The sequence below is a fragment of the Kocuria sp. 2SI genome (assembly GCF_005502825.1).
Classification (GTDB): Bacteria; Actinomycetota; Actinomycetes; order Actinomycetales; family Micrococcaceae; genus Kocuria; species Kocuria palustris.
This window is the reverse complement of sequence record NZ_SCNB01000011.1, coordinates 75,351-93,354: the sequence shown is the minus strand read 5'-3', so window position 1 is coordinate 93,354 and position 18,004 is coordinate 75,351. Positions and strand designations below refer to the sequence as shown.

Sequence of the window (18,004 nt, the reverse complement as noted above, 5' to 3'; positions counted from 1 at the left end):
CGCCCCTTGTGAGTGGGCACTCGAGCCCTAGGGAACCGCCAGCGTGACCCGTTCCGTGACCCTCCAGCAGCCCCGCCTCACGGTGCTGCACGTCATCCGGCGAGCGGTCATGAAGCTCATCTACATCCAGGTGTGGGACCAGGCGGCGTCCATGACGTTCTTCCTGCTGCTGTCGATCGCCCCGCTGCTGATCTCGCTGGTCTCGATCATCAATCTGCTGGGTCTCGAGGAGTCCGTGCTGCGCGGGATCGTCGACCTGGTGAGCGTGCTCTTCCCGCCCGTGGACCCCGGCGCCCTGACCGACGCGCTGCACTCCCTGAACCCCGACGGCGGCACCGTGGCCGGAGCCGTCCTGGGATTCATCGGCACGCTGATCGCGGCGTCGAACTCCGTGGCGGCCTTCCACCGCTCCATGCACCGCATCTACGACACCCGCGAGGGCCGGCAGTTCCTGCCGTTCCGCACGATCGTGTTCTTCGAGACCATCGCGCTGCTGGTGGCCGTGGCGGCCGCGGCTCTGCTGATCACGGTCGGCGGGGACATGGCGGCGGCGCTCGGCGAGGCGCTGGGCTTCGACGAGACCGTGGTGGCCGCCTGGAACCTCCTGCGCTGGCCGCTGCTGCTGTTCGTGCTCGTGGTCTACGTCAACGTGGCCTACCACATGGGCCCCAACGTGGATCTGCCGCGGTTCGGGATCATGAGCGCCGGGTCGCTGGTGAGCGTGGGCGCCCTGTTCGCGATGGCCGTGCTGCTGGGCTGGCTGAGCTCGCTGGCCGGAACCGTGGACGCGCTGCTGGGCACCCTCAACGGCGTGACGATCCTGCTCGTGCTCGCCTGGTTCGCAAGCATCGTGCTGATCGCCGGGGCCGCCCTGGATGCAGAGCTGCTGCGCGCCCGCCAGCTGGCGATCGGGCTGCGCGCCTGGGATCGCATCGACCTGCGCCCCCGCAACCGCTGGACCCTGGACTTCCTGCGCGAGGACCGCCGGATGGCCGGCAAGCTCGGGCGGATCGTGGCCGACAGCGCCCTGGACGATCTGCCGCGGCGGCTGCCCCGCTCGCTGTGGCTCACCGAGGCCGACAGCCCCTTCGCCGTCACCGGCACCCCGGCCATGCAGGAGAGGCTCCGGGAAGCCGCCGACGAGGAGCGGGCCCGGGATGAGTCTCCCGAGGCCGACGAGAGCTCAGCCCAGGCCTTCCGCGTGGCGCTCGTGCACAGCTGGGACGAGCTGCGCGGGGCCACATCCCGCGCCGTGCACCGCGGCGGGTCCACGGCCGTAGGGGCGCTGCAACACCAGCTCGATCGACGCCGTCGCGGCGCAGAGGCCGGCTCCGCTGCGGAGGCTTCGCCCCGGGAGCAGCCGCCCGGGGGCTCGTCGTCGGCCGCGGAGCCGGAAGACGACGACGCCCCGGCCGCTGCCGAGGGGCAGGGACCGGGGCGTCGGGGCTGATCGCTCAGCCTGCGGGGATCAGCGTGCGGCCGGCTTGGCCTTGATCGCCTGGATGATCCACATGACGTTCACGGCGATGAACGCGATGCCCACGAGGATCACCAGGATGGCGACCCAGCCGTAGTTGAAGGCGCTGATGAACGCGCCCAGTGCCCCCAGGGAGCCCAGGATCGCCAGGATGATGCCCACGATCCGTCCGGCACCCGGCTTGCTGTTGAGCAGGAACAGCACCAAGGCGTAGAGCCCCAGGGTGATGATCCAGCTGATGATGTTGAACACGCCGATCGCGAGTCCGCCGGCGGTCTGACCGCCCAGGTCGATCCCGAACTGCTCGGCCGCGTCTGCAGCCTCCTGCAGGGAGAGCGCATAGGCCATGGTGGTGCGGCCGAGCACCTGCACGATGCCCAGCAGCAGGAACAGCCCCGCCGAGGCGAAGAGCAGGGTGCGCAGGCGACCCGCGTTGGCGAACGCCGCGCCCGAGGCCGCTCCGCCCGCTGCAGCGCCACCGGCCCACTGGTTCCCGCCGCTCGGCTGGTACTGCGGCGCCTGGCTGCCGCCGCCTGCTGGCTGATACTGCGGGGCCTGGCTGCCGGGCTGCCCGCCGTACTGCTGGCCGCCATACTGAGGCGCCGAAGGCTGCTGGGCGCCGCCGAACGGCGGAGCCGACGGCTGCTCGCCGTAGGGGCTGGACGGCTGAGCGGAGCCGTAGGACGGCTGCTGGTAGGACGGCTGCTCCCCATAGGGCGAGGGCTGCTGCTGGTCGCCGTAGGCGGGCTGCTGCGAGCTGTAGGAGGGCGCCTGCTGGCCGTACGACGGCTGCTCAGCCGACTGGCCGTAGGACGGCGCCTGCTGCGGGCCGGACTGGTCGTAGCCCTGCTGCCCCTGGGCGGAATAGGAGGACTGCTGCTGAGCGGAGGCGTCGTAGGTCGGCTGGGAGTACGAAGGCGCTGCGCCCTCGCCCGCGGCCGGGACGGCCGTGGAGCCAGAGCGCTGCGCGTCTGCGGCCCCGGCCCGGCCCTCAGCCGGCTGCTGCGAGCCGTAGGCGGGAGCGCTGTAGCCGCCCTGCGGGGCGGAGGTCTCGGCGGAGTCTGCGGTCTGCGCGGAATCCGCGGCGGCCTCCGGGTTCACGGCCTCGGGCTCGGATGGGGTCTGCTCCGCCGGGGCGCCGTACTGCGGCGCCTGGTAGCTGGGGGCCTCGTACCGGGGCTGCTCGCCCTCGGGGCGGGCGTCGTCGTGGGGGTTCTGCGACACGTCGTGCTCCTTCTCTGGAACGCTGGATGGACCGGCGACGCATCGCGCCGTTCCTGAGTTCTGGCGCCAGCCTACTGAGATGAGCGGTCCCCCGCGCCCAAGACGACGACGTGGCCGTCATGAGCGCGAGGGACCGCGACTCGGGAGCCCGCTGAGCTCAGCGGGCGGCCTTGAACCAGTCGGCCACGCGGCCGTTGAAGGCCAGCACGAGCCAGTAGATGTTCACGACGAGGAACAGGACGTTGAGGATCAGCCCGACGATGGACATGGCCCCGCCGATCTGCAGGCTCATCCCGGAGGTCGCCAGGCCGTAGATCGTGAAGAGCACGGCGATGATGGCGAAGACGATGCCCAGGATGCGAGCCCAGTTCTTGCCCTTGGGCACGCCGATCAGCACCAGGATGTAGGGGATCAGCGCCACGATGGCCATGACGACGGTCGTGATGATGCCGAAGGTCCCGGCAGCTTCAGCAGCCTGCGCCGCCATCTCCTCGCCCATGCCGCCGTCGATATAGGCCTGCCGCATCTGCTCCTCGAACTCGGGCGACAGCGACATGATGATGCCCGGGATGATGGAGAGCAGCCAGATCACCAGCGAGGCGATCGTCATCTTGTGCAGGGTGGCGACCTTGGCGGGCCGGCCCTGCTCGAAGGACTGCTGGGGGTTGTAGGCGGCGGTGCCGTACTTGCTGCCCTGGCCATAGTCGGGGCCCGGAGCGTTCTGAGGGGTGTTCGTCATGACATCTCTCCTTGTGGTGCGGACTTCTCGGATGGGAACCAGGAGCCGGCGGCCGAGCGGGGAGCCCGGCCGCCGGCGTCGTCACTCGTAGCGCAGCGCCTCGATCGGGTCCTTCTTGGCGGCGCGAGCCGCCGGGAGGGTGCCCGCCAGGAAGGCGATCAGCATGATCACCAGGACGATGACCAGCAGCTGCAGCGGGGCGATCGCGTAGAGCGACAGCCCGGAGACCTCGGCCAGAGCGCCGCCCTCGCCGGTGAGCAGCGCGTTGGCGATCGAGCCGACGGCCACGCCGCCGATCACGCCGGCCACGGAGCCGAAGACGCCGATCAGCACGGCCTCGGCGGAGAACAGGCCGAAGATCTTGCCGCCGGACATGCCCATGGCCTTCATCAGGCCGATCTCCCGGGTGCGCTCCTGCACGGACATCAGCAGCGTGTTCACGATGCCGAAGCTGGCGGCCAGCAGCGCGATCAGCGCGAAGCCGTTGAGCACCCAGGTCACCGCGTTGATGATGCCCTTGAGCGCGCCGATCTGGTCCTCGACCGTCATGCCGATCATGCTCTCGTCCATCAGGGCGGACTTCACGGCCCCCTGCTGCTCGGTGTCCGGGACGCTGGCCACGGCCTGGATGTAGCCCTCAGGCTGCTCCTCGACCATGCCGGAGGTCTGGTAGTCGTACAGCTTCTGGTTCAGCTGATCCGACGGGGTCGGGGATCCGCCCTGGCCGGAGGCGAGCTCCTCGGTCACGCCGGTGATCTCGGCCTCGAAGGTCTTCTCCTCGCCCACGGCGTTCGACAGCCCGATCTGGACGGTTCCGCCCACGGCGTCGTCGTCCGAGTCGTAGCCCAGGGGCTCGACCCACGACTGCGGGATCGTGATCTCGTCGGCGTCGGAGGCGGGAGCCTCACCGGCCATGTACGAGTAGGCCTCCACATCCGTGGGGAAGCCCATGGTGAGCTGGTACTGGGAGCTGTCCTCGGCCTCCAGGAACGACGGCTGCACGAAGACCACCGGCTCCACGGACTCCACGCCGTCGATGCCCTCGACCTTCTCGATGTCCTTCTCGGTGAGCATCTCCGAGCCGCCGAACATGCTCGAGGCCTGCGCCGCCTCGGGGTCGTACTCCTGCGGGCCCTCCTGCGAGGTGCCGGAGGCCTGATCCGCCGTCTTCATGACGTAGATCTGGTCCTCGCTGCCGAATCCCTGCAGCAGGGTGTCGATGTACTTGTTGATGCCCACGCCCAGACCGGAGGTCAGGGTGAGGGTGAAGGCGCCGATGAAGATCGCGACGACGGTCAGCAGCGTCCTGGCCTTGGAGCGCAGCGTGTTGCCCGCTGCGGTGGCGACGATGTCGGTGGACTTCATCGACGGTCTCCCTTCGAGAAGAGACGGCGCAGGCCGCCCTTGTCAGCGTGCTTGGTCTGCTCGGCCTGGGCCTTGGCCGCATCGGCCTGCGGCTGCGGCTCCCCGCGGTGGGCTCCGTCTCCGTCGGGAATCTGCGCCCACGGTCCGGCCGCCGCTGTGTCCTGAGCTGCGGCCGACGGGGCCGCGGCGGGCTGCTCGGCAGCTGCGCCCCGGCCCGGAGCGGCCGGCCGCGCCGGGGAATCCGTGCTCACGGAGTCGTCGTGGTCCTGGACGGAGGTGATCTCGCCGTCGACCAGGTTGATCCGGCGGTCGCAGCGGGCGGCGAGGTCGTCGTCGTGGGTGACGATGACCAGCGTGATGCCCTGCTCGCGCTGCAGGCCGAAGAGGATGTCCTCGACGACCTCGGAGGTGCGGCTGTCCAGGTTGCCGGTGGGCTCGTCGGCGAAGATCACCGACGGCTCCGTGACCAGAGCTCGGGCGATGCACGCGCGCTGCTTCTGCCCGCCGGAGAGGTTCGTGGCCTTGTTCGCGGCCTTGTCGGCCATGCCCAGGCGCTCGAGGGCCTCCATGCCCTTGCGGTTGCGCTCGGATTTGCCCACACCGGCGATCTTCAGCGGCAGGACGACGTTCTCGAGCACCGTCTGGTTCGCGTTGAGGAAGAACTGCTGGAAGACGAAGCCGAAGCGCTCGTTGCGCAGACGGTTGATCTCCTTGGTGCTCAGCTCGGAGACGGGGCTGCCGTCCAGCGCCACGACCCCCTGGCTGGGCCGATCGAGCAGCGCCATGAGGTGCATGAGGGTGGACTTGCCGGAGCCGGACTTGCCGACCACGGCCACGGACTCGCCGCGGTGGATCTCCAGCGTGAGTCCCTTCAGCGCGTCGAAGCGCGTCTCGCCCTTGCCGTAGACCTTGACCAGGTTCTCGGTCTCCAGGACCGGGGGTTCCATCGTGGTGCCTCCTGTGTAGGGGGTTGGGCGTCGCGGCAGCCGGACTCGAATCCGGTGGTGCCTTCCGCATCAGCTGTGCGCCATCCTCCCAAACATGCGCACCTGACGGCATCAGACCAGAGAGTGAACTCTCGGGGCCCAGCTGGGCCCGGCTCATCCTTTCTGGGGAGGCCCGCGCGTCCTGCGGGGCGCGCGGTGCCCGGCGCGGACGCCTACCCTGGGCCGCGTGGCATCCCGCGACCCCCGTCTGAGTCCTCCGCCGGCGCACGAGCGGCCCTCGGACGCGCAGCGGCTCGAGGTGCCGGTGGCCGCCTCTGCCGCCGGGGCGGCCCCCGTCCCGCCGTCCCAGCTCGAATCCGTCGTCCGCCTGACCCGCGACGGCCCCCGCACGGTGCGCCTGCAGGAGCTCGCTCGGTCGATGGGCCGGGCGCGCAATCACGTCGCCCGCGAGCTCGGGGCCGTCCCCGAGCACGACCTCGGCCGGATGCTCGCCGCCCCGCGCACCCTGCTGGTCGAGGGCACCACGGATCAGGCCGTGCTGGAGCAGGTGCTGCGGCGCAGCGGCGACCGCCTGTCCCTGGTGCAGCCGGCCGGCAGCAAGACCCGCCTGGCCGTCCTGCACCACCTCCACCTGGCCCTGGGGATCCCGCACCACGTGCTCTTCGACGGCGACGGCGGCCCCGTCTCGGGGTCCTCGACCGCTCGGCACCGGATCCTGCGCAGTCGGCGCCAGGCCACGGAGGCGCTCGTGGCGTCGCTGCGGTCGTCGTCCGCCGCAGCACCGGGCTCGACGGCGGCGGCCGCGATCGACCCGACGGCCGCCGATCGAGCCGCGGATCCCCGCTGGCGCGGCGAGGACCCCGCCGTCGCCGGGTGGGGATTCGGCGGGCCGACCGTCGTGGGGCCGTCCTGGTCCGCGCTCGAGGTGGATCTGGAGGACGAGCTGTCCCGGTGGCCGTCGTTCGTGTCCGCCCTGCAGGCCCGCGGCGGCACACTGGCCGCCAAGCGCCCGGAGCGGTTCGCGGAGGCCGCGGCCGCAGCGCAGGCGGAGGATCTGCCGGCGTCGTTCCGCCGGATCTGCGCCGCGGTCGCCGCCTTGGAGGCGGACCGCCCGCCGCGGCCCGGCATCCCGCCATCGGAGCGCGGAGCGAGCCCGCAGGACGCGTAGGGTTGCCCGCATGACGACGCCTGAGGAGATCGCAGACTGGATGCTCGAGACGATCCGCACGGAGGGACGGCTCGACCAGGACGATGCCGTCCGCCTGGTGCCGGAGAAGTTCGGGCAGGAGTGGGTGCGCACCAGCCCCCACGGACACCCCGCCCTGGATCAGTCGGTCGTGAAGGCCTTCCGCAAGGCCCACGACGGCACCGTGCAGTGGGATCGCGACCGCCGCTTCTGGTCGCCCAAGAAGTGAGCGCGCGCTGAGCGCGACCCGCGCCGAGGTGATGCAGCCGATCTCGGCGGGAGTCGTCTCGGCTCTGGTGGCCTTCACCTCCACGTTCGCGGTGGTCCTGGCCGGGCTGTCCGCGGTGGGGGCCGATCCCGCGCAGGCTGCCGGCGGCCTCATGGTCGTGACCGTGCTGATGGGCCTGGGCTCGATCCTGCTGGCCGTCTGGTCCCGGCAGCCGATCACGATCGCCTGGTCCACGCCCGGAGCCGCCCTGCTGGCCTCCACGGGGGCCGTCGAGGGCGGATGGCCGGCCGCTGTCGGAGCGTTCCTGGTGGTCGGCCTGCTCGTGGTCGCCACCGGCCTGATCCCGGCGCTCGGGGAACTCATCGCCCGCATCCCGCCGGCGGTGGCCCAGGCCATGCTCGCCGGCGTGCTGCTGCAGCTGTGCCTGGGCCCCATCGAGGCAGCGGTGGCCCAGCCCGCCGGCGTCCTGCCCGTGATCCTCGTGTGGCTCGTGGGTCTCCGGCTGTTCCCGCGCTGGGCCGTGCCCTCGGCCTTCGCCGCGGCCGCGGTCGTGGTGGCCGTGCACGTGCTGCGCACCGGGCAGAGCATCGACCCGGCCGGGTTCGTGCCGCACCTTCACCTCACGGCCCCTCAGCTCAGCGCGCCTGCGGTGCTCGGGCTGGCCGTCCCGCTGTTCCTGGTCACGATGGCCTCGCAGAACGTGCCGGGTGCCGCGGTCATGCAGGGGCTCGGGTATCGCATCCCGTGGCGCCGCAGCATGACCGTGACCGGTCTGGGCTCGCTGCTGGGCGCCACCGGCGGGGCCCCGGGCGTGAACCTGGCCGCCATCAGCGCCGCCCTGGCCGCCGGGCCCGAGGCCGGAGAGGACCGCTCCAGGCGCTGGATCGCCAGCGTGGCCTCCGGTTGCCTGCTCGTGCTGATCGGATGGGGAGCAGGCGCCTTCGGGGCGCTGGTGAGCCTGGCTCCGGAGGGCGTCATCCCGGCGGTGGCCGGACTCGCCCTGCTCGGCACCTTCGCCTCCTCCCTGCGGGCCGCGCTCGAGCGCACCGAGGATCTCGTGCCCGCCGCGGTGACCTTCGCCGTCGTCGCCTCCGGGGTCAGCGTGGCCGGGATGTCCGCGGCCTTCTGGGCCCTGGTCGCCGGGCTGAGCGTGCGATGGGTGCTGCGGTGGGGTCGCACCGTGCCGACGCCCGGCTCCGACCGAGCCGGCTGAGCGGTCGTCGGGGTCCTGCCGACGAGTCCGCATCGACCCGTCCGCTCTTGATTCTGCAAGGGCTCCGAAAGCCTGTTCTGCGACCGATCCAGGGGCTTTCGCGCCCTACGCTCGTGGCCATGAGCGCCCTTCCCCACGCCGTCATCGACGTCTTCGCGACCGAGCCCTTCGAGGGCAGCCCCATCGCCGTCGTGCTCGAGGCCGACGGCCTCTCCGAGGAGCGGATCCACGGCCTGGCCGAGTGGCTGCCGCACGAGGAGACCGTCTTCGTGCTCTCCCCCACCGACAGCGGAGCAGACTTCCGCACACGAGCGTTCCGCTCCAAGACCGAGGTGCGCTTCGCGGGCATGTCCACCCTCGCGGCCGCCCGGGCCTGGCTCGACCGCGAAGGCTCCTCGGCGAGCGACGGCACCCTCGTCCAGCAGAGCGAGATCGGGCTGACCCCGGTCCAGGTGCAGGATGACGAGACCCTGAGCTTCACGGCCCCGCCGCTGTTCGACCGCGGAGAACCCGATGAGCTCACCGTCGAGATCATCTGCGAGGTCCTCGGCCTGGAGCCCGATCAGGTGCAGGGGTCGGCCTGGCTGGACTCCGGCACCGGGTTCCTGGGGCTGCTCGCGGACAGCGCCGAGACCGTGCTGGCCATGGAGCCGGACATCGACCAGCTCGGCCAGCACATGGTCGGCGTCCTGGGCCCGCACGCCGATGGCAGCCCCGCCGACTTCGAGCTGCGCTCCTTCGCCCCGTCCCGCGGCATCGACGAGCAGCGGGCCACCGCGACCCTCGTGGCGGCCTTCGCCTCTTGGCTCGTGCCGCGCGGACTCGCCCCGGCGTCGTTCACGGTGGCCCAGGGTCGCGCCGTCGGCCACAGCGCCCTGATGCGCGTGACCACCGGCGACGACGGCACCTGGGTCGGCGGGGCCGTCGTCGCCCGCAGCGGGGGGACCCTGCTGGCCTGAGCCCGCTGCCCGACAGCGCAGCGGGCACGTGGTTCAGAACGGGTGCTGGATCTCGTCCGGGGAGACCGTCACCCACTGGATCTCGGTGAAGGCCTCGAGATTGGCCTCAGCACCTCCGAAGCGGCTGCCGTTGCCCGAATCGCCCACGCCGCCGAAGGGCGCATTGGCCTCATCGGCCACGGTCATCTCATTGATGTGCACCTTGCCAGAGCGAATGCGATCGGCGACCTTCATGGCCTCGCCCACGGGGCCCATGATCGAGACCGACAGTCCGTACTCGGAGGCATTGGCCAGCTCGACGGCCTCGTCCACGGAGGCCACCCGGTGCACCGGGGCGACCGGGCCGAAGATCTCCTGCGACCAGGCCGGCATGTCCGGCGTGACGTCGGTGAGGACGGTCGGGCGGTAGAACAGGCCGTCGTGATCCGCGCCGGTGCGCGCCACGGCGCCGGCCGTCAGGGAGTCCTGGACGACCGAGTCGATGTTCTTGAGCTGCTTCTCGTCGATGATCGGGCCCAGGTGGACCTGCCCGGTCGAGGGATCGCCGACCGCCAGGGCCTCGGCCCGGGCGACCAGCCGGTCGACGTACTCGTCGTGGACGTCCTGATGGACGATGTGCCGGCCGGTGCTCATGCAGATCTGGCCCTGGTGGAAGAACGAGCCGGTGGCCCCGGCAGAGGCGGCCAGGTCCACATCAGCCCCCGGCAGCACGATCGCCACGTTGTTGCCGCCGAGCTCCAGGTGCACGCGCTTGAGCTTCTCCGAGGCGACGGCGCCGATCTTCCGGCCCGCGGCGGTGGAGCCCGTGAAGGAGATGACGCGGACCTCCTCGGCCTCCACGCATGCGGCGCCGATGTCTCCGCCGCCGGGCAGCACCTGCAGGACGCCCTCGGGCAGCCCGGCCTCCTCGAAGATCCGGGCCAGGGCGAAGCCGCCGATGACCGAGGTGCGCGGATCCGGCTTGAGCAGCACGGCATTGCCCGCGGCCAGGGCCGGGGCGACGGAGCGCATGGCCAGCAGCAGCGGGAAGTTGAACGGCGCGATGACCGTGACCACGCCGCAGGGGCGGCGGCGAGAGAAGGACCAGTGGGCGCCGTCGGAGGGCAGCCACTGGCCGTGCGGGTGGCTCGGCAGGGCGGCGGCCTCGAAGCACTCGGCGGCCGTATTGCCGACCTCCAGCCCGGTCTTGGCAGGGATGCCGCCGGTCTCGCGGATGACCCAGCCGGCGAGCTCGTCGTGGTTCTCCTGGATGATCTGGCCGGCGCGGCGCAGCACCGAGGCGCGCTCGGAGGGCTTCAACGCGATCCACTTCTCCTGCGCCGAGACGGCGCGTGCGGCGGCCTGATGGACCTGCTCCGCCGAGGCCGAGCCGATCGTGGCCAGCTCGGCGTTGTCGGCAGGGTTGCGCACGACGATCGGCTCGCCTTCGCCCTGCTCCCACGTGCCGGTGAAGATGCGGCCGTCGAAGGCCGAGGTGTCCAGAAGAGTCACAGGGCTGTCCTCCTTCTGCGCGCCCGCAGCGGGCGTCGCGGGGATGCGCGCGGAACAGGTGTGATCCGCGTCGCTCGATGCCCTCGAGCCTAACGAGACAGCGCCCCGCCGACCATGGTCGGCGGGGCGCTGTGGGAGCGGCTGAGCTGCGCAGGTCAGCGGCGGGGCTGCTCCTGGGGGTCGAGCACCGGCAGGGGCTCGGGCGCCGGGTCGCGGCGCTCGTCGTCGGCGGTGCGATCGGCAGCGGACCGGTCGACGTCGGCCCCCTCAGCGGCGGGGCGCGCAGCGGAGCCGGAGACCTCGCCGCGGGCGTCGTCGGCGCCGCCGCCCTCGGACCGGACGTCGCGCTTCATGGAGGTGGCCAGCGGCGTCTCCGGGATGAAGGCCATCAGGATCAGCGCGAGCACCACGAGCGGGATCATCACCATGAAGATCGGCGTGAGGGCGTCGTTGTAGGACGAGGTGATCACGTCCTGGATCGGCGCCGGCAGCGAGTCCACCAGTTCGGGCGTCAGCCCGGAGGAGGCGTCCGAGCCGCTTCCCTGCATGGCCGCCTGGGCCTGGGCGGGCATCCGCTCGGCGATCAGGTCGGTCAGGCGACCGGCGAAGATCACGCCGACCACTCCCGAGCCGATCGTGGCCCCGACCTGGCGGAAGAAGTTGTTGCCCGACGTGGCCGTGCCGACCATCGAGCCGGGGAACACGTTCTGCACCGCGAGCACCAGTATCTGGAGGATCAGGCCCAGGCCCACGCCCATGACGCCCAGCGCCAGGCACACGTGCCACACGGCGGCCTCAGCGGTGAGCTGGGAGAGCAGGTACAGGGCGATGACCACGAGCACCGCACCGACCAGCGGGTAGGCCTTGTAGCGGCCGTAGCGCGAGACCAGGGCTCCCGATCCGGTCGAGGCGATCAGCACGCCCGCCATCATGGGCGTCATCAGCAGGCCCGAGCTGGTCGCGCTGGCGCCGTGGACCATCTGCAGGTAGGTCGGCATGTAGCCGATCGCGCCGAACATGGCCACGGAGATCATCATTCCGGAGGCCGTGGCCAGCAGGAACGTGCGGCTGCAGAACATGGACAGCGGCATCACCGGCTCGGCCACGCGGGACTCGATGACGATGAAGATCCCGGTGAACACCACGGCGATCGCGATCAGCCCGAAGATCTGTGCCGAGGCCCAGTCGTAGGTGCTGCCGCCCCAGGTGATCGTCAGGATCACGGCCACGGTCGCCACGCCCAGGGTCAGCATGCCCCACACGTCCACGGAGACGCGGCCGTTGTGCTTGGGCAGCTTGAGGAAGAAGACGACGCCGGCCAGGGCGATCACGCCGAGCGCGACGCTCATCCAGAAGGCGTAGCGCCAGCCCGGACCCTCGGTGATCCAGCCGCCGATCAGCGGCCCCACCACCGACGACAGCGCGAAGACGCCGCCCATGACGCCCATGTACTTGCCGCGCTCGCGCACCGGGACGATGTCTGCGATCACGGTCTGGGAGAGGATGATCAGGCCGCCGCCGCCCAGGCCCTGGACCACGCGGGCGGCGATCAGCCACCAGATGGTGGGAGCCAGCCCGCCCACGACGGAGCCGGCCATGAACACCAGGATCGCGCCCACGAGCAGGGGCTTGCGCCCGATCTGGTCGCCGATCTTGCCGTAGAAGGGCATGGTCACGGTCGAGGCCAGGATGTAGCCGGTGATGACCCACTGCATCTGGTGCACGCCGTCGAGCTCGCCCACGATGGTGGGCAGCGCGGTGGAGAGCACCGTCTGGTTCAGCGAGGCCAGCAGCATCGCGAGCATCAGCGCGATGAAGATCGGGATCAGGCGGGGGCGCGGCTGGTCGGCCTCCTGCGCCCGGTCCGCGCTCTCTGCCTCATGCGCGGCGGAAGAGCCGCGGACGGCGGTGAGCTGGCCGGTCATCGGCGAGGAGCTGGGCAGGCCCAGGCTGGCCGAGTCGACGGCCGTGAGCGCGCCCGTGGGCTGGCGCTCGTCGGAGGGACGCTCCGTGGAGTCGCCCCAAGGGGGTGTCGTGGTCATGCGTGGTCCGTTCTGATGAGACTGACGAGGACGTCGACCGCGTGGTCGAGGTCCTCCGGGGAAGGATCTGAGCCCGGAACCCGGTCCGGGCGGGAGAACACGAAGCGCAGGGCGGCACCGGCCGTGAGCACGAGCATGCTGATGCGCTCGTCGAGGTCATGCCCGGGGCCCAGCAGCCGCGGCTCCAGGCCCTGCTCGGCCCAGCCGTGCACGACGTCGCGCACCATGTGCTCGCAGCCGTGCATCGTGTCCTTGAGCAGACGCCCGAGGTCCGGGTGGACCTGCATGAGGCGGACTCGGAAGTCCGCGGAGTTCGCGGGCATGGCGGAGGCCAGCAGCTGCATGTAGAGCTCGACGACACTGCGCAGCGTGCTCGCGCCCTCAGGGGGCCGCTCGGCGGCGCCGTCCGAGATGGCGGGCTCGCGCACCCCCATGACCGCGTGGTCCTTGGTGGGGAAGTAGTTGAAGAACGTGCGCTGGGAGATCCCCACGGACGCGGCGATGTCCTCCACCGTCACGGCCTGGAGACCCCGCTCCAGAACGGCCTCGGCGGCGGCGACATGGATGTCATGCCACGTCCGGGCCTTCTTGCGCTCTCTCAGACTCTCTTCTTGCACTAGTGCATTTTTGCACTCGCGCTATTTCTGCACAACTGCACTTTGGGTGATGATGGACACGCGGCGGTCGTCGAATCGACGCATCCGTGCATCGCCCGTGCCGAGGTCACGCTTCCATGGGCAGAATGAGCGATTCCGTGCATTCTGGCGTGATCTCGACGGACCGGGAGCACGGAAGCGTGAGCTCGGCAGGCAGCCGCGCGCGAAAGCGTCAGCTGGACGGCACCGGGTGCACCAATGCGCCAGGGACCGGTGCTCTCCCCTTCGGCGCGCGCATGCCCTGCGCCGACCTCGCGGAAAGGGGCCACGTGCACGTCGGTCGTGCGGATCACAGCGCGCGGCTCCCCGCGGCCGTCCAGGAGGATGCAGTCCCCGTCTTGGTCCCGGCGAGCACCAGGCCCAGCAACTCGTCGGCCTGCTCGCTCGTGCCCCCGAAGGTCCATGCATCCGGCACCTGCTCAGGCAGACCAGCGACCTCAGCCCGGACGCCGGCCCAATAGGACATCACGCCCATAGCGCCCTCTCTCCTCGCCGAGATCATGCTTGCGTGCGCCGCTGATGCCGAGATCCCGCTTCCGTGCCCGGATTCCGCGCATTCTGGCGGGATCTCGGCGGAACGGGCGCAGGGAAACGGGATCTCGGCAGGCAGCCGCGTACTCAGGGACGCGGTCTCACCACTCCAGGGCGATCTTGCCCAGGTGGGACTGGTCCTGCATCAGCTCGCAGGCCTTCGCCAGATCGGTCATGGGCAGGGTCTGATCCAGCACCGGCCGGATGCCCAGGCCGTCCATGGCCGCCACGAACTCCTGCTGCATGGCCCGCGAGCCCACCAGCACGCCGTGCAGGCGCACCTGCTTGGTCATCAGCAGCGCAGTGGGGATATCGCCCTTGTCGCCGGCGACCACGCCGATCAGCGAGATCACCCCGCCCGGCTTCACGGCCCGCAGCGACTGCGGCAGGGTCTGCGCGCCGGCGGACTCCAGGACGATGTCCGCCCCGCCGGTCTGCTTCTTGATCGTGCGGCCCCACTCGGGGTCGTCGTTGTAGTTCACCGTGATGTCGGCGCCGAGCTCGCGAGCGCGGGCGAGCTTCTCGTCCGACGACGACGTGATCGCCACGCGGGCGCCCATGGCCTTGGCGATCTGCAGCGCCAGGATCGAGACGCCGCCGGTGCCCAGCAGGACCACGGTCTGCCCGGGCTTCAGACCGCCCTCGGTCACCAGGCAGCGCCAGGCGGTGGCGCCGGCGGTGGTGATGGTCGCAGCCTCCGGGTGGGTCCACCCCTCGGGCGCTGCGGTGAACCAGCTCGCCGGACGCACCACGGACTCACGGGCATAGCCGTCCACCCCGTCGCCCGGGGAGCTCGAGAAGGAGGACTCGACGTCGTCGCCGGACTGCCAGCGCGGGAAGAACACGGAGACCACGTGGTCGCCGACCGCGAACTCGTCGACACCCTCGCCGACCTCCGCGACCACGCCGGAGGCATCCGCCAGGGGCACGCGATCCTCGTTCGGGGGCATGTCGCCGGAGATCACCATGTAGTCGTGGAAGTTCAGGCTCGAGGCCTTCACGTCCACACGGATCTCACCGGGGCCGGGAGCTCCGGGCTCGTCGACGTCGTCGAGGCGCAGGTTCTCCAGACCGCCGCCGGCGGGGACGATGAACTGCTTCATGGTCGGGCTCCTCTCGAACGGACCGCACGCGGGTCCGCGGTTGACTGTGCCTCCAGCCTGCCACCTACGGCTGACGTCGCAGAAGAGCCGATCCGCCCTCAGCACGACGATCACCATGACCGCGCGGGGCCGTTGTGCCGTCCGAGCCCAGTGCCAGACTCACGACCATGGTCGATTTCCGCTTCTCCCAGGTCGATGTCTTCTCCGCGGTGCCGCACGGGGGCAATCCGCTGGCCGTCGTGCACGATGCCGCCGAGCTCACTGACGAGCAGATGGCCCAATTCGCGAGCTGGACCAACCTCTCCGAGACTGCCTTCCTGCTGCCGCCGGAGGACGAGCGGGCCGATTACCGCGTGCGGATCTTCACCCCGCAGGAGGAGCTGCCGTTCGCAGGGCACCCCACCCTGGGCTCGGCACGCGCCTGGCTGGCGGCCGGCGGCGCACTGCGCCGGGACGGGACCGTGGTCCAGGAGTGCGGTGCGGGTCTGATCACCGTCCTGTCCGACGACGACGGCCTGTCCTTCTCGGCCCCTCCCCTGCGCCGCAGCGGCGAGGTCGAGTCCTCGACGCTCGCCGTGGCCACCGAGGCGCTCGGGCTGAAGCCCGGCGATGTCCAGGGCGCCAACTGGGTGGACAACGGGCCCGGGTGGCTGGGGATCGTGCTGGTCGATGCCAAGACCGTCCTGGCCCTGGAGCCGGATGCTGCCCTGATCGCGGAGCACGATCTGCGCCTGGGCATCTTCGGCCCGCATGAGCCGGGACGGGATGCCGACGTGGAGGTCCGCGCGTTCGTGCCCACGGAGCACGGCATGCGCGAGGACCCTGTGACGGGCAGCCTCCAGGCGGGCTTCGGGACATGGCTGATCCGCGCCGGCATGGCACCGGAGGAGTACACGGCGGCGCAGGGCACGGCGATCGGTCGCAGCGGACGGGTGCGCGTGCGCTCGGACGGTCAGGACGTGTGGGTCGGCGGGCCTGCGGAGGTCACGATCACCGGCATCGTGAGCTTCTGAGACCTCAGCCGCGCAGGATCTTCTCGAGCGCCTTGCCCTTGGCGAGCTCGTCGACCAGCTTGTCCAACCAGCGGACCTGCTGCATCAGCGGCTCCTCGATCTCCTCCACGCGCACGCCGCACACCACGCCGGTGATCAGCTCGGCGCTCTCATTCAGCATCGCCTCGCCGCCGCACGCGTTGAGGCCGCAGAAGGGCCACCCATCAGCGCGGATGGCATGCGACTGTGCGGCCTCAACGGTGGGGGCATGCGGTGCTGCGGCCTCGACGGGGCAGCGCTCACGCCCAGGGGGATGGGCCGCCGGTCAGGACCGCGCGCTCGTGGTCGATCAGCATGCGGCGCACGGCATGGCGGGGGTCGGGCTCGCCGGTGCTGCCGTCGGCGCGGGTCACGCGGTGCACCGGGAGGAACAGGGGCACCTGGACCTCCGAGCACAGCGTCCCCGCCGCACGTGCGGCTCGGGGACGGCCCGCCTCGGCGGCCAGCTGCCCGTAGGCCAGGGTCTGCCCGTACGGGATCTGCGCGATCCGCTCCCACGCCGCCCGTCTGAAGCCGTCAGCCGGAGCGAGGTCGACGGGCACGTCGAGGTCCTGCACGGAGCCGTCGAACCAGGCCTCGATCCGCTCCAGGATCTCGGCCAGCGCGGCAGGGTCGTGCGCAGGCGCAGCTGCGAGCTGAGCGCCCGCCTCGATCAGAACGGACTCCTCGCTGGGCATGCCCGTGCCGTCGGGGCGGGAGAACGCCGCCCGGATCGCACCCTGCGGCCCGATCACGATCAGGCCGTCGCCGATCGGCGTCTCGACCCAGCTCCAGACGGGCTCAGAGGGCATGTGCATGCCCCGATCCTGGCACGACGACGCTCAGCTCGACCCGCAACAGGGCATCCGCTCTTGACGGCGCACCTCAAGATCAGGTTAGGCTCACCTCATCGAGGGTGCGACAGAGCCCGCCGCACCACCGCAGCCGACACCCTCTGGAGGGATCATGACCCCCAGCGAGAACGCCGAGACAGCCGCTCCGGCACAGGGCACCCCCTGCCACCTGGACGTCGCCGCCGCAGATGCCGCGGCACGCCTGCTCAACGGCGCCGGCCGGATGACGATCTCCTGCCATGACGGCGTCCGCGGGCACCTCCTGGACACGTCCTTCCACGGGGCCGCACAGGACGGCACCCGCTACATGGTGGTGTCCCCGCAGGAGGGGCAGTGGCCGCCCATGCCGATCGAGCGCCCGCAGCACGTCTCCATGACGATCGCAGCGGAGGCCCCCGTGGCCGAGATCCGCATGACGGTCGCCGAGCTCAGCGGCCATGCCGTGGTCACCCGCTGCACGGAGGACGAGGAGACCGCACTGCTCTCCGAGGGGCCCCTGCCCAGCGAGATCGCCCGGACCTTCACCTGCTGGCCGGGCTCGCAGCTGTGGCGCGTGGAGCCCCTGCGCATGACGATCCACCACATCCCCGGGTGCCACATGCTGGATCGCGAGGCCCTGGCCCCGCGGCCGTCGTGGCCCGGACCGGCAGAGGAGCTCGAGACCGTCGAGCTGCTGCGCTCCGAATGGGGCACGCACCTGACGGGCCTTCTCACCGAGCTTCGCCCGGCGTCGACGCCGATCGCCGAGCACTCAGACGCGCCGGGTGGCGTGCGCTGCGCCACGGGGCGCGCCTACCCGGTGTCCCTCTCCGACCGCGAGCTCACGCTCCTGCTGGTCGACGGTCCCCACCGCGACACCGTCGCGGTGCCCCTGCCGCACGCGGTGAGCTTCCCGGAGGGGTTTGTCGAGGCGCTGCGCGAGGCGATCGGCTCGCCGGCCGAGACCCGCTGAGGCGC

Annotated in this window: 18 protein-coding genes and 1 pseudogene; 7 read left to right on the top strand and 12 right to left on the bottom strand. The window is 71.2% G+C overall.

What is annotated here, in order from left to right; translation table 11 throughout:
• Positions 1-43 precede the first annotated feature (43 nt).
• Positions 44-1,450, top strand: coding sequence for a YihY/virulence factor BrkB family protein (locus FFS25_RS08180; RefSeq protein ID WP_137802517.1), 1,407 nt, complete (start codon positions 44-46; stop codon positions 1,448-1,450).
• 18 nt (positions 1,451-1,468) lie between these two features.
• Here FFS25_RS08180 and FFS25_RS08175 read toward each other — a convergent pair whose 3' ends face one another.
• From FFS25_RS08175 to FFS25_RS08160, 4 genes are all read right to left on the bottom strand, one after another.
• Positions 1,469-2,701: a hypothetical protein gene (locus FFS25_RS08175; RefSeq protein WP_137802516.1), complete on the bottom strand. Its 1,233-nt coding sequence runs from the start codon at positions 2,699-2,701 to the stop codon at positions 1,469-1,471.
• Between the two features lie 157 nt (positions 2,702-2,858).
• Positions 2,859-3,440 (bottom strand): hypothetical protein, encoded by a 582-nt coding sequence (locus tag FFS25_RS08170; protein ID WP_058871563.1) that lies wholly within the window; start codon positions 3,438-3,440, stop codon positions 2,859-2,861.
• Between the two features lie 81 nt (positions 3,441-3,521).
• Positions 3,522-4,805, bottom strand: coding sequence for an ABC transporter permease (locus FFS25_RS08165; protein ID WP_137802515.1), 1,284 nt, complete (start codon positions 4,803-4,805; stop codon positions 3,522-3,524).
• A complete protein-coding gene (locus tag FFS25_RS08160; protein ID WP_137802514.1) occupies positions 4,802-5,752 on the bottom strand; it encodes an ABC transporter ATP-binding protein in 951 nt (316 codons plus the stop codon). Before FFS25_RS08160 ends, FFS25_RS08165 begins: the two co-directional genes overlap by 4 nt.
• Positions 5,753-5,978: 226 nt before the next feature.
• Here FFS25_RS08160 and FFS25_RS08155 point away from each other — a divergent pair, with 226 nt between their 5' ends.
• From FFS25_RS08155 to FFS25_RS08140, 4 genes are all read left to right on the top strand, one after another.
• Positions 5,979-6,920, top strand: coding sequence for a TOPRIM nucleotidyl transferase/hydrolase domain-containing protein (locus FFS25_RS08155; protein WP_137802513.1), 942 nt, complete (start codon positions 5,979-5,981; stop codon positions 6,918-6,920).
• Positions 6,921-6,930: 10 nt separating this feature from the next.
• Positions 6,931-7,167 (top strand): DUF6953 family protein, encoded by a 237-nt coding sequence (locus FFS25_RS08150; protein WP_024289393.1) that lies wholly within the window; start codon positions 6,931-6,933, stop codon positions 7,165-7,167.
• Positions 7,168-7,198: 31 nt separating this feature from the next.
• Positions 7,199-8,380 (top strand): benzoate/H(+) symporter BenE family transporter, encoded by a 1,182-nt coding sequence (locus tag FFS25_RS08145; RefSeq protein WP_137802535.1) that lies wholly within the window; start codon positions 7,199-7,201, stop codon positions 8,378-8,380.
• 119 nt (positions 8,381-8,499) lie between these two features.
• Entirely contained in the window at positions 8,500-9,339 is an 840-nt protein-coding gene (locus FFS25_RS08140) for a PhzF family phenazine biosynthesis protein (protein WP_171004141.1), read from the top strand.
• Positions 9,340-9,372: 33 nt separating this feature from the next.
• Here the strand turns inward: FFS25_RS08140 and FFS25_RS08135 are convergent, their stop codons facing one another.
• The 6 genes from FFS25_RS08135 to FFS25_RS08115 all read right to left on the bottom strand — a co-directional run bounded on the left by FFS25_RS08135 (position 9,373) and on the right by FFS25_RS08115 (position 15,162).
• Positions 9,373-10,830: a benzaldehyde dehydrogenase gene (locus tag FFS25_RS08135; protein ID WP_137802511.1), complete on the bottom strand. Its 1,458-nt coding sequence runs from the start codon at positions 10,828-10,830 to the stop codon at positions 9,373-9,375.
• Positions 10,831-10,985: 155 nt separating this feature from the next.
• Entirely contained in the window at positions 10,986-12,872 is a 1,887-nt protein-coding gene (locus FFS25_RS08130) for a DHA2 family efflux MFS transporter permease subunit (protein ID WP_137802510.1), read from the bottom strand.
• Positions 12,869-13,489, bottom strand: coding sequence for a TetR/AcrR family transcriptional regulator (locus tag FFS25_RS08125; protein ID WP_137802509.1), 621 nt, complete (start codon positions 13,487-13,489; stop codon positions 12,869-12,871). Before FFS25_RS08125 ends, FFS25_RS08130 begins: the two co-directional genes overlap by 4 nt.
• Positions 13,489-13,803: a hypothetical protein gene (locus FFS25_RS14025; RefSeq protein WP_502704726.1), complete on the bottom strand. Its 315-nt coding sequence runs from the start codon at positions 13,801-13,803 to the stop codon at positions 13,489-13,491. The genes FFS25_RS08125 and FFS25_RS14025 overlap by 1 nt, the downstream gene beginning before the upstream one ends.
• A gap of 14 nt (positions 13,804-13,817) precedes the next feature.
• On the bottom strand, positions 13,818-14,003 hold the full coding sequence (locus FFS25_RS13790; RefSeq protein ID WP_349654418.1) for a hypothetical protein: 186 nt from the start codon (positions 14,001-14,003) through the stop codon (positions 13,818-13,820).
• Between the two features lie 157 nt (positions 14,004-14,160).
• Positions 14,161-15,162, bottom strand: coding sequence for a zinc-dependent alcohol dehydrogenase family protein (locus FFS25_RS08115; RefSeq protein WP_137802508.1), 1,002 nt, complete (start codon positions 15,160-15,162; stop codon positions 14,161-14,163).
• Positions 15,163-15,329: 167 nt separating this feature from the next.
• Between FFS25_RS08115 and FFS25_RS08110 the strand changes: the two genes are divergently transcribed.
• Positions 15,330-16,175 carry a PhzF family phenazine biosynthesis protein gene (locus FFS25_RS08110; RefSeq protein ID WP_137802507.1) on the top strand — a complete coding sequence of 282 codons (846 nt, stop codon included), beginning with the start codon at positions 15,330-15,332 and terminating at the stop codon, positions 16,173-16,175.
• Between the two features lie 4 nt (positions 16,176-16,179).
• On the opposite strand, the pseudogene FFS25_RS08105 reads toward FFS25_RS08110, so the two are convergent.
• Positions 16,180-16,338, bottom strand: a pseudogene (locus FFS25_RS08105) (DUF2200 family protein); the annotation flags it as partial.
• Positions 16,339-16,453: 115 nt separating this feature from the next.
• Positions 16,454-17,011 carry a methylated-DNA--[protein]-cysteine S-methyltransferase gene (locus tag FFS25_RS08100; protein ID WP_137802505.1) on the bottom strand — a complete coding sequence of 186 codons (558 nt, stop codon included), beginning with the start codon at positions 17,009-17,011 and terminating at the stop codon, positions 16,454-16,456.
• A 148-nt stretch (positions 17,012-17,159) separates the two neighbouring features.
• On the opposite strand from FFS25_RS08100, the gene FFS25_RS08095 reads away from it, so the two are divergent.
• Positions 17,160-17,999, top strand: a complete 840-nt coding sequence (locus tag FFS25_RS08095; RefSeq protein WP_137802504.1) for a hypothetical protein — start codon at positions 17,160-17,162, stop codon at positions 17,997-17,999.
• The last annotated feature ends 5 nt before the right edge of the window (positions 18,000-18,004 follow it).

Bases quoted from the DNA above. Each gene is read 5' to 3' on its own strand.
- FFS25_RS08170 (WP_058871563.1), bottom strand. From the start codon at position 3,440: ATGACGAACACCCCTCAGAACGCTCCGGGCCCCGACTATGGCCAGGGC.
- FFS25_RS08165 (WP_137802515.1), bottom strand. From the start codon at position 4,805: ATGAAGTCCACCGACATCGTCGCCACCGCAGCGGGCAACACGCTGCGC.
- FFS25_RS08160 (WP_137802514.1), bottom strand. From the start codon at position 5,752: ATGGAACCCCCGGTCCTGGAGACCGAGAACCTGGTCAAGGTCTACGGC.
- FFS25_RS08150 (WP_024289393.1), top strand. From the start codon at position 6,931: ATGACGACGCCTGAGGAGATCGCAGACTGGATGCTCGAGACGATCCGC.
- FFS25_RS08145 (WP_137802535.1), top strand. From the start codon at position 7,199: ATGCAGCCGATCTCGGCGGGAGTCGTCTCGGCTCTGGTGGCCTTCACC.
- FFS25_RS08140 (WP_171004141.1), top strand. From the start codon at position 8,500: ATGAGCGCCCTTCCCCACGCCGTCATCGACGTCTTCGCGACCGAGCCC.
- FFS25_RS08130 (WP_137802510.1), bottom strand. From the start codon at position 12,872: ATGACCACGACACCCCCTTGGGGCGACTCCACGGAGCGTCCCTCCGAC.
- FFS25_RS13790 (WP_349654418.1), bottom strand. From the start codon at position 14,003: ATGGGCGTGATGTCCTATTGGGCCGGCGTCCGGGCTGAGGTCGCTGGT.
- FFS25_RS08115 (WP_137802508.1), bottom strand. From the start codon at position 15,162: ATGAAGCAGTTCATCGTCCCCGCCGGCGGCGGTCTGGAGAACCTGCGC.
- FFS25_RS08110 (WP_137802507.1), top strand. From the start codon at position 15,330: ATGGTCGATTTCCGCTTCTCCCAGGTCGATGTCTTCTCCGCGGTGCCG.
- FFS25_RS08100 (WP_137802505.1), bottom strand. From the start codon at position 17,011: ATGCACATGCCCTCTGAGCCCGTCTGGAGCTGGGTCGAGACGCCGATC.
- FFS25_RS08095 (WP_137802504.1), top strand. From the start codon at position 17,160: ATGACCCCCAGCGAGAACGCCGAGACAGCCGCTCCGGCACAGGGCACC.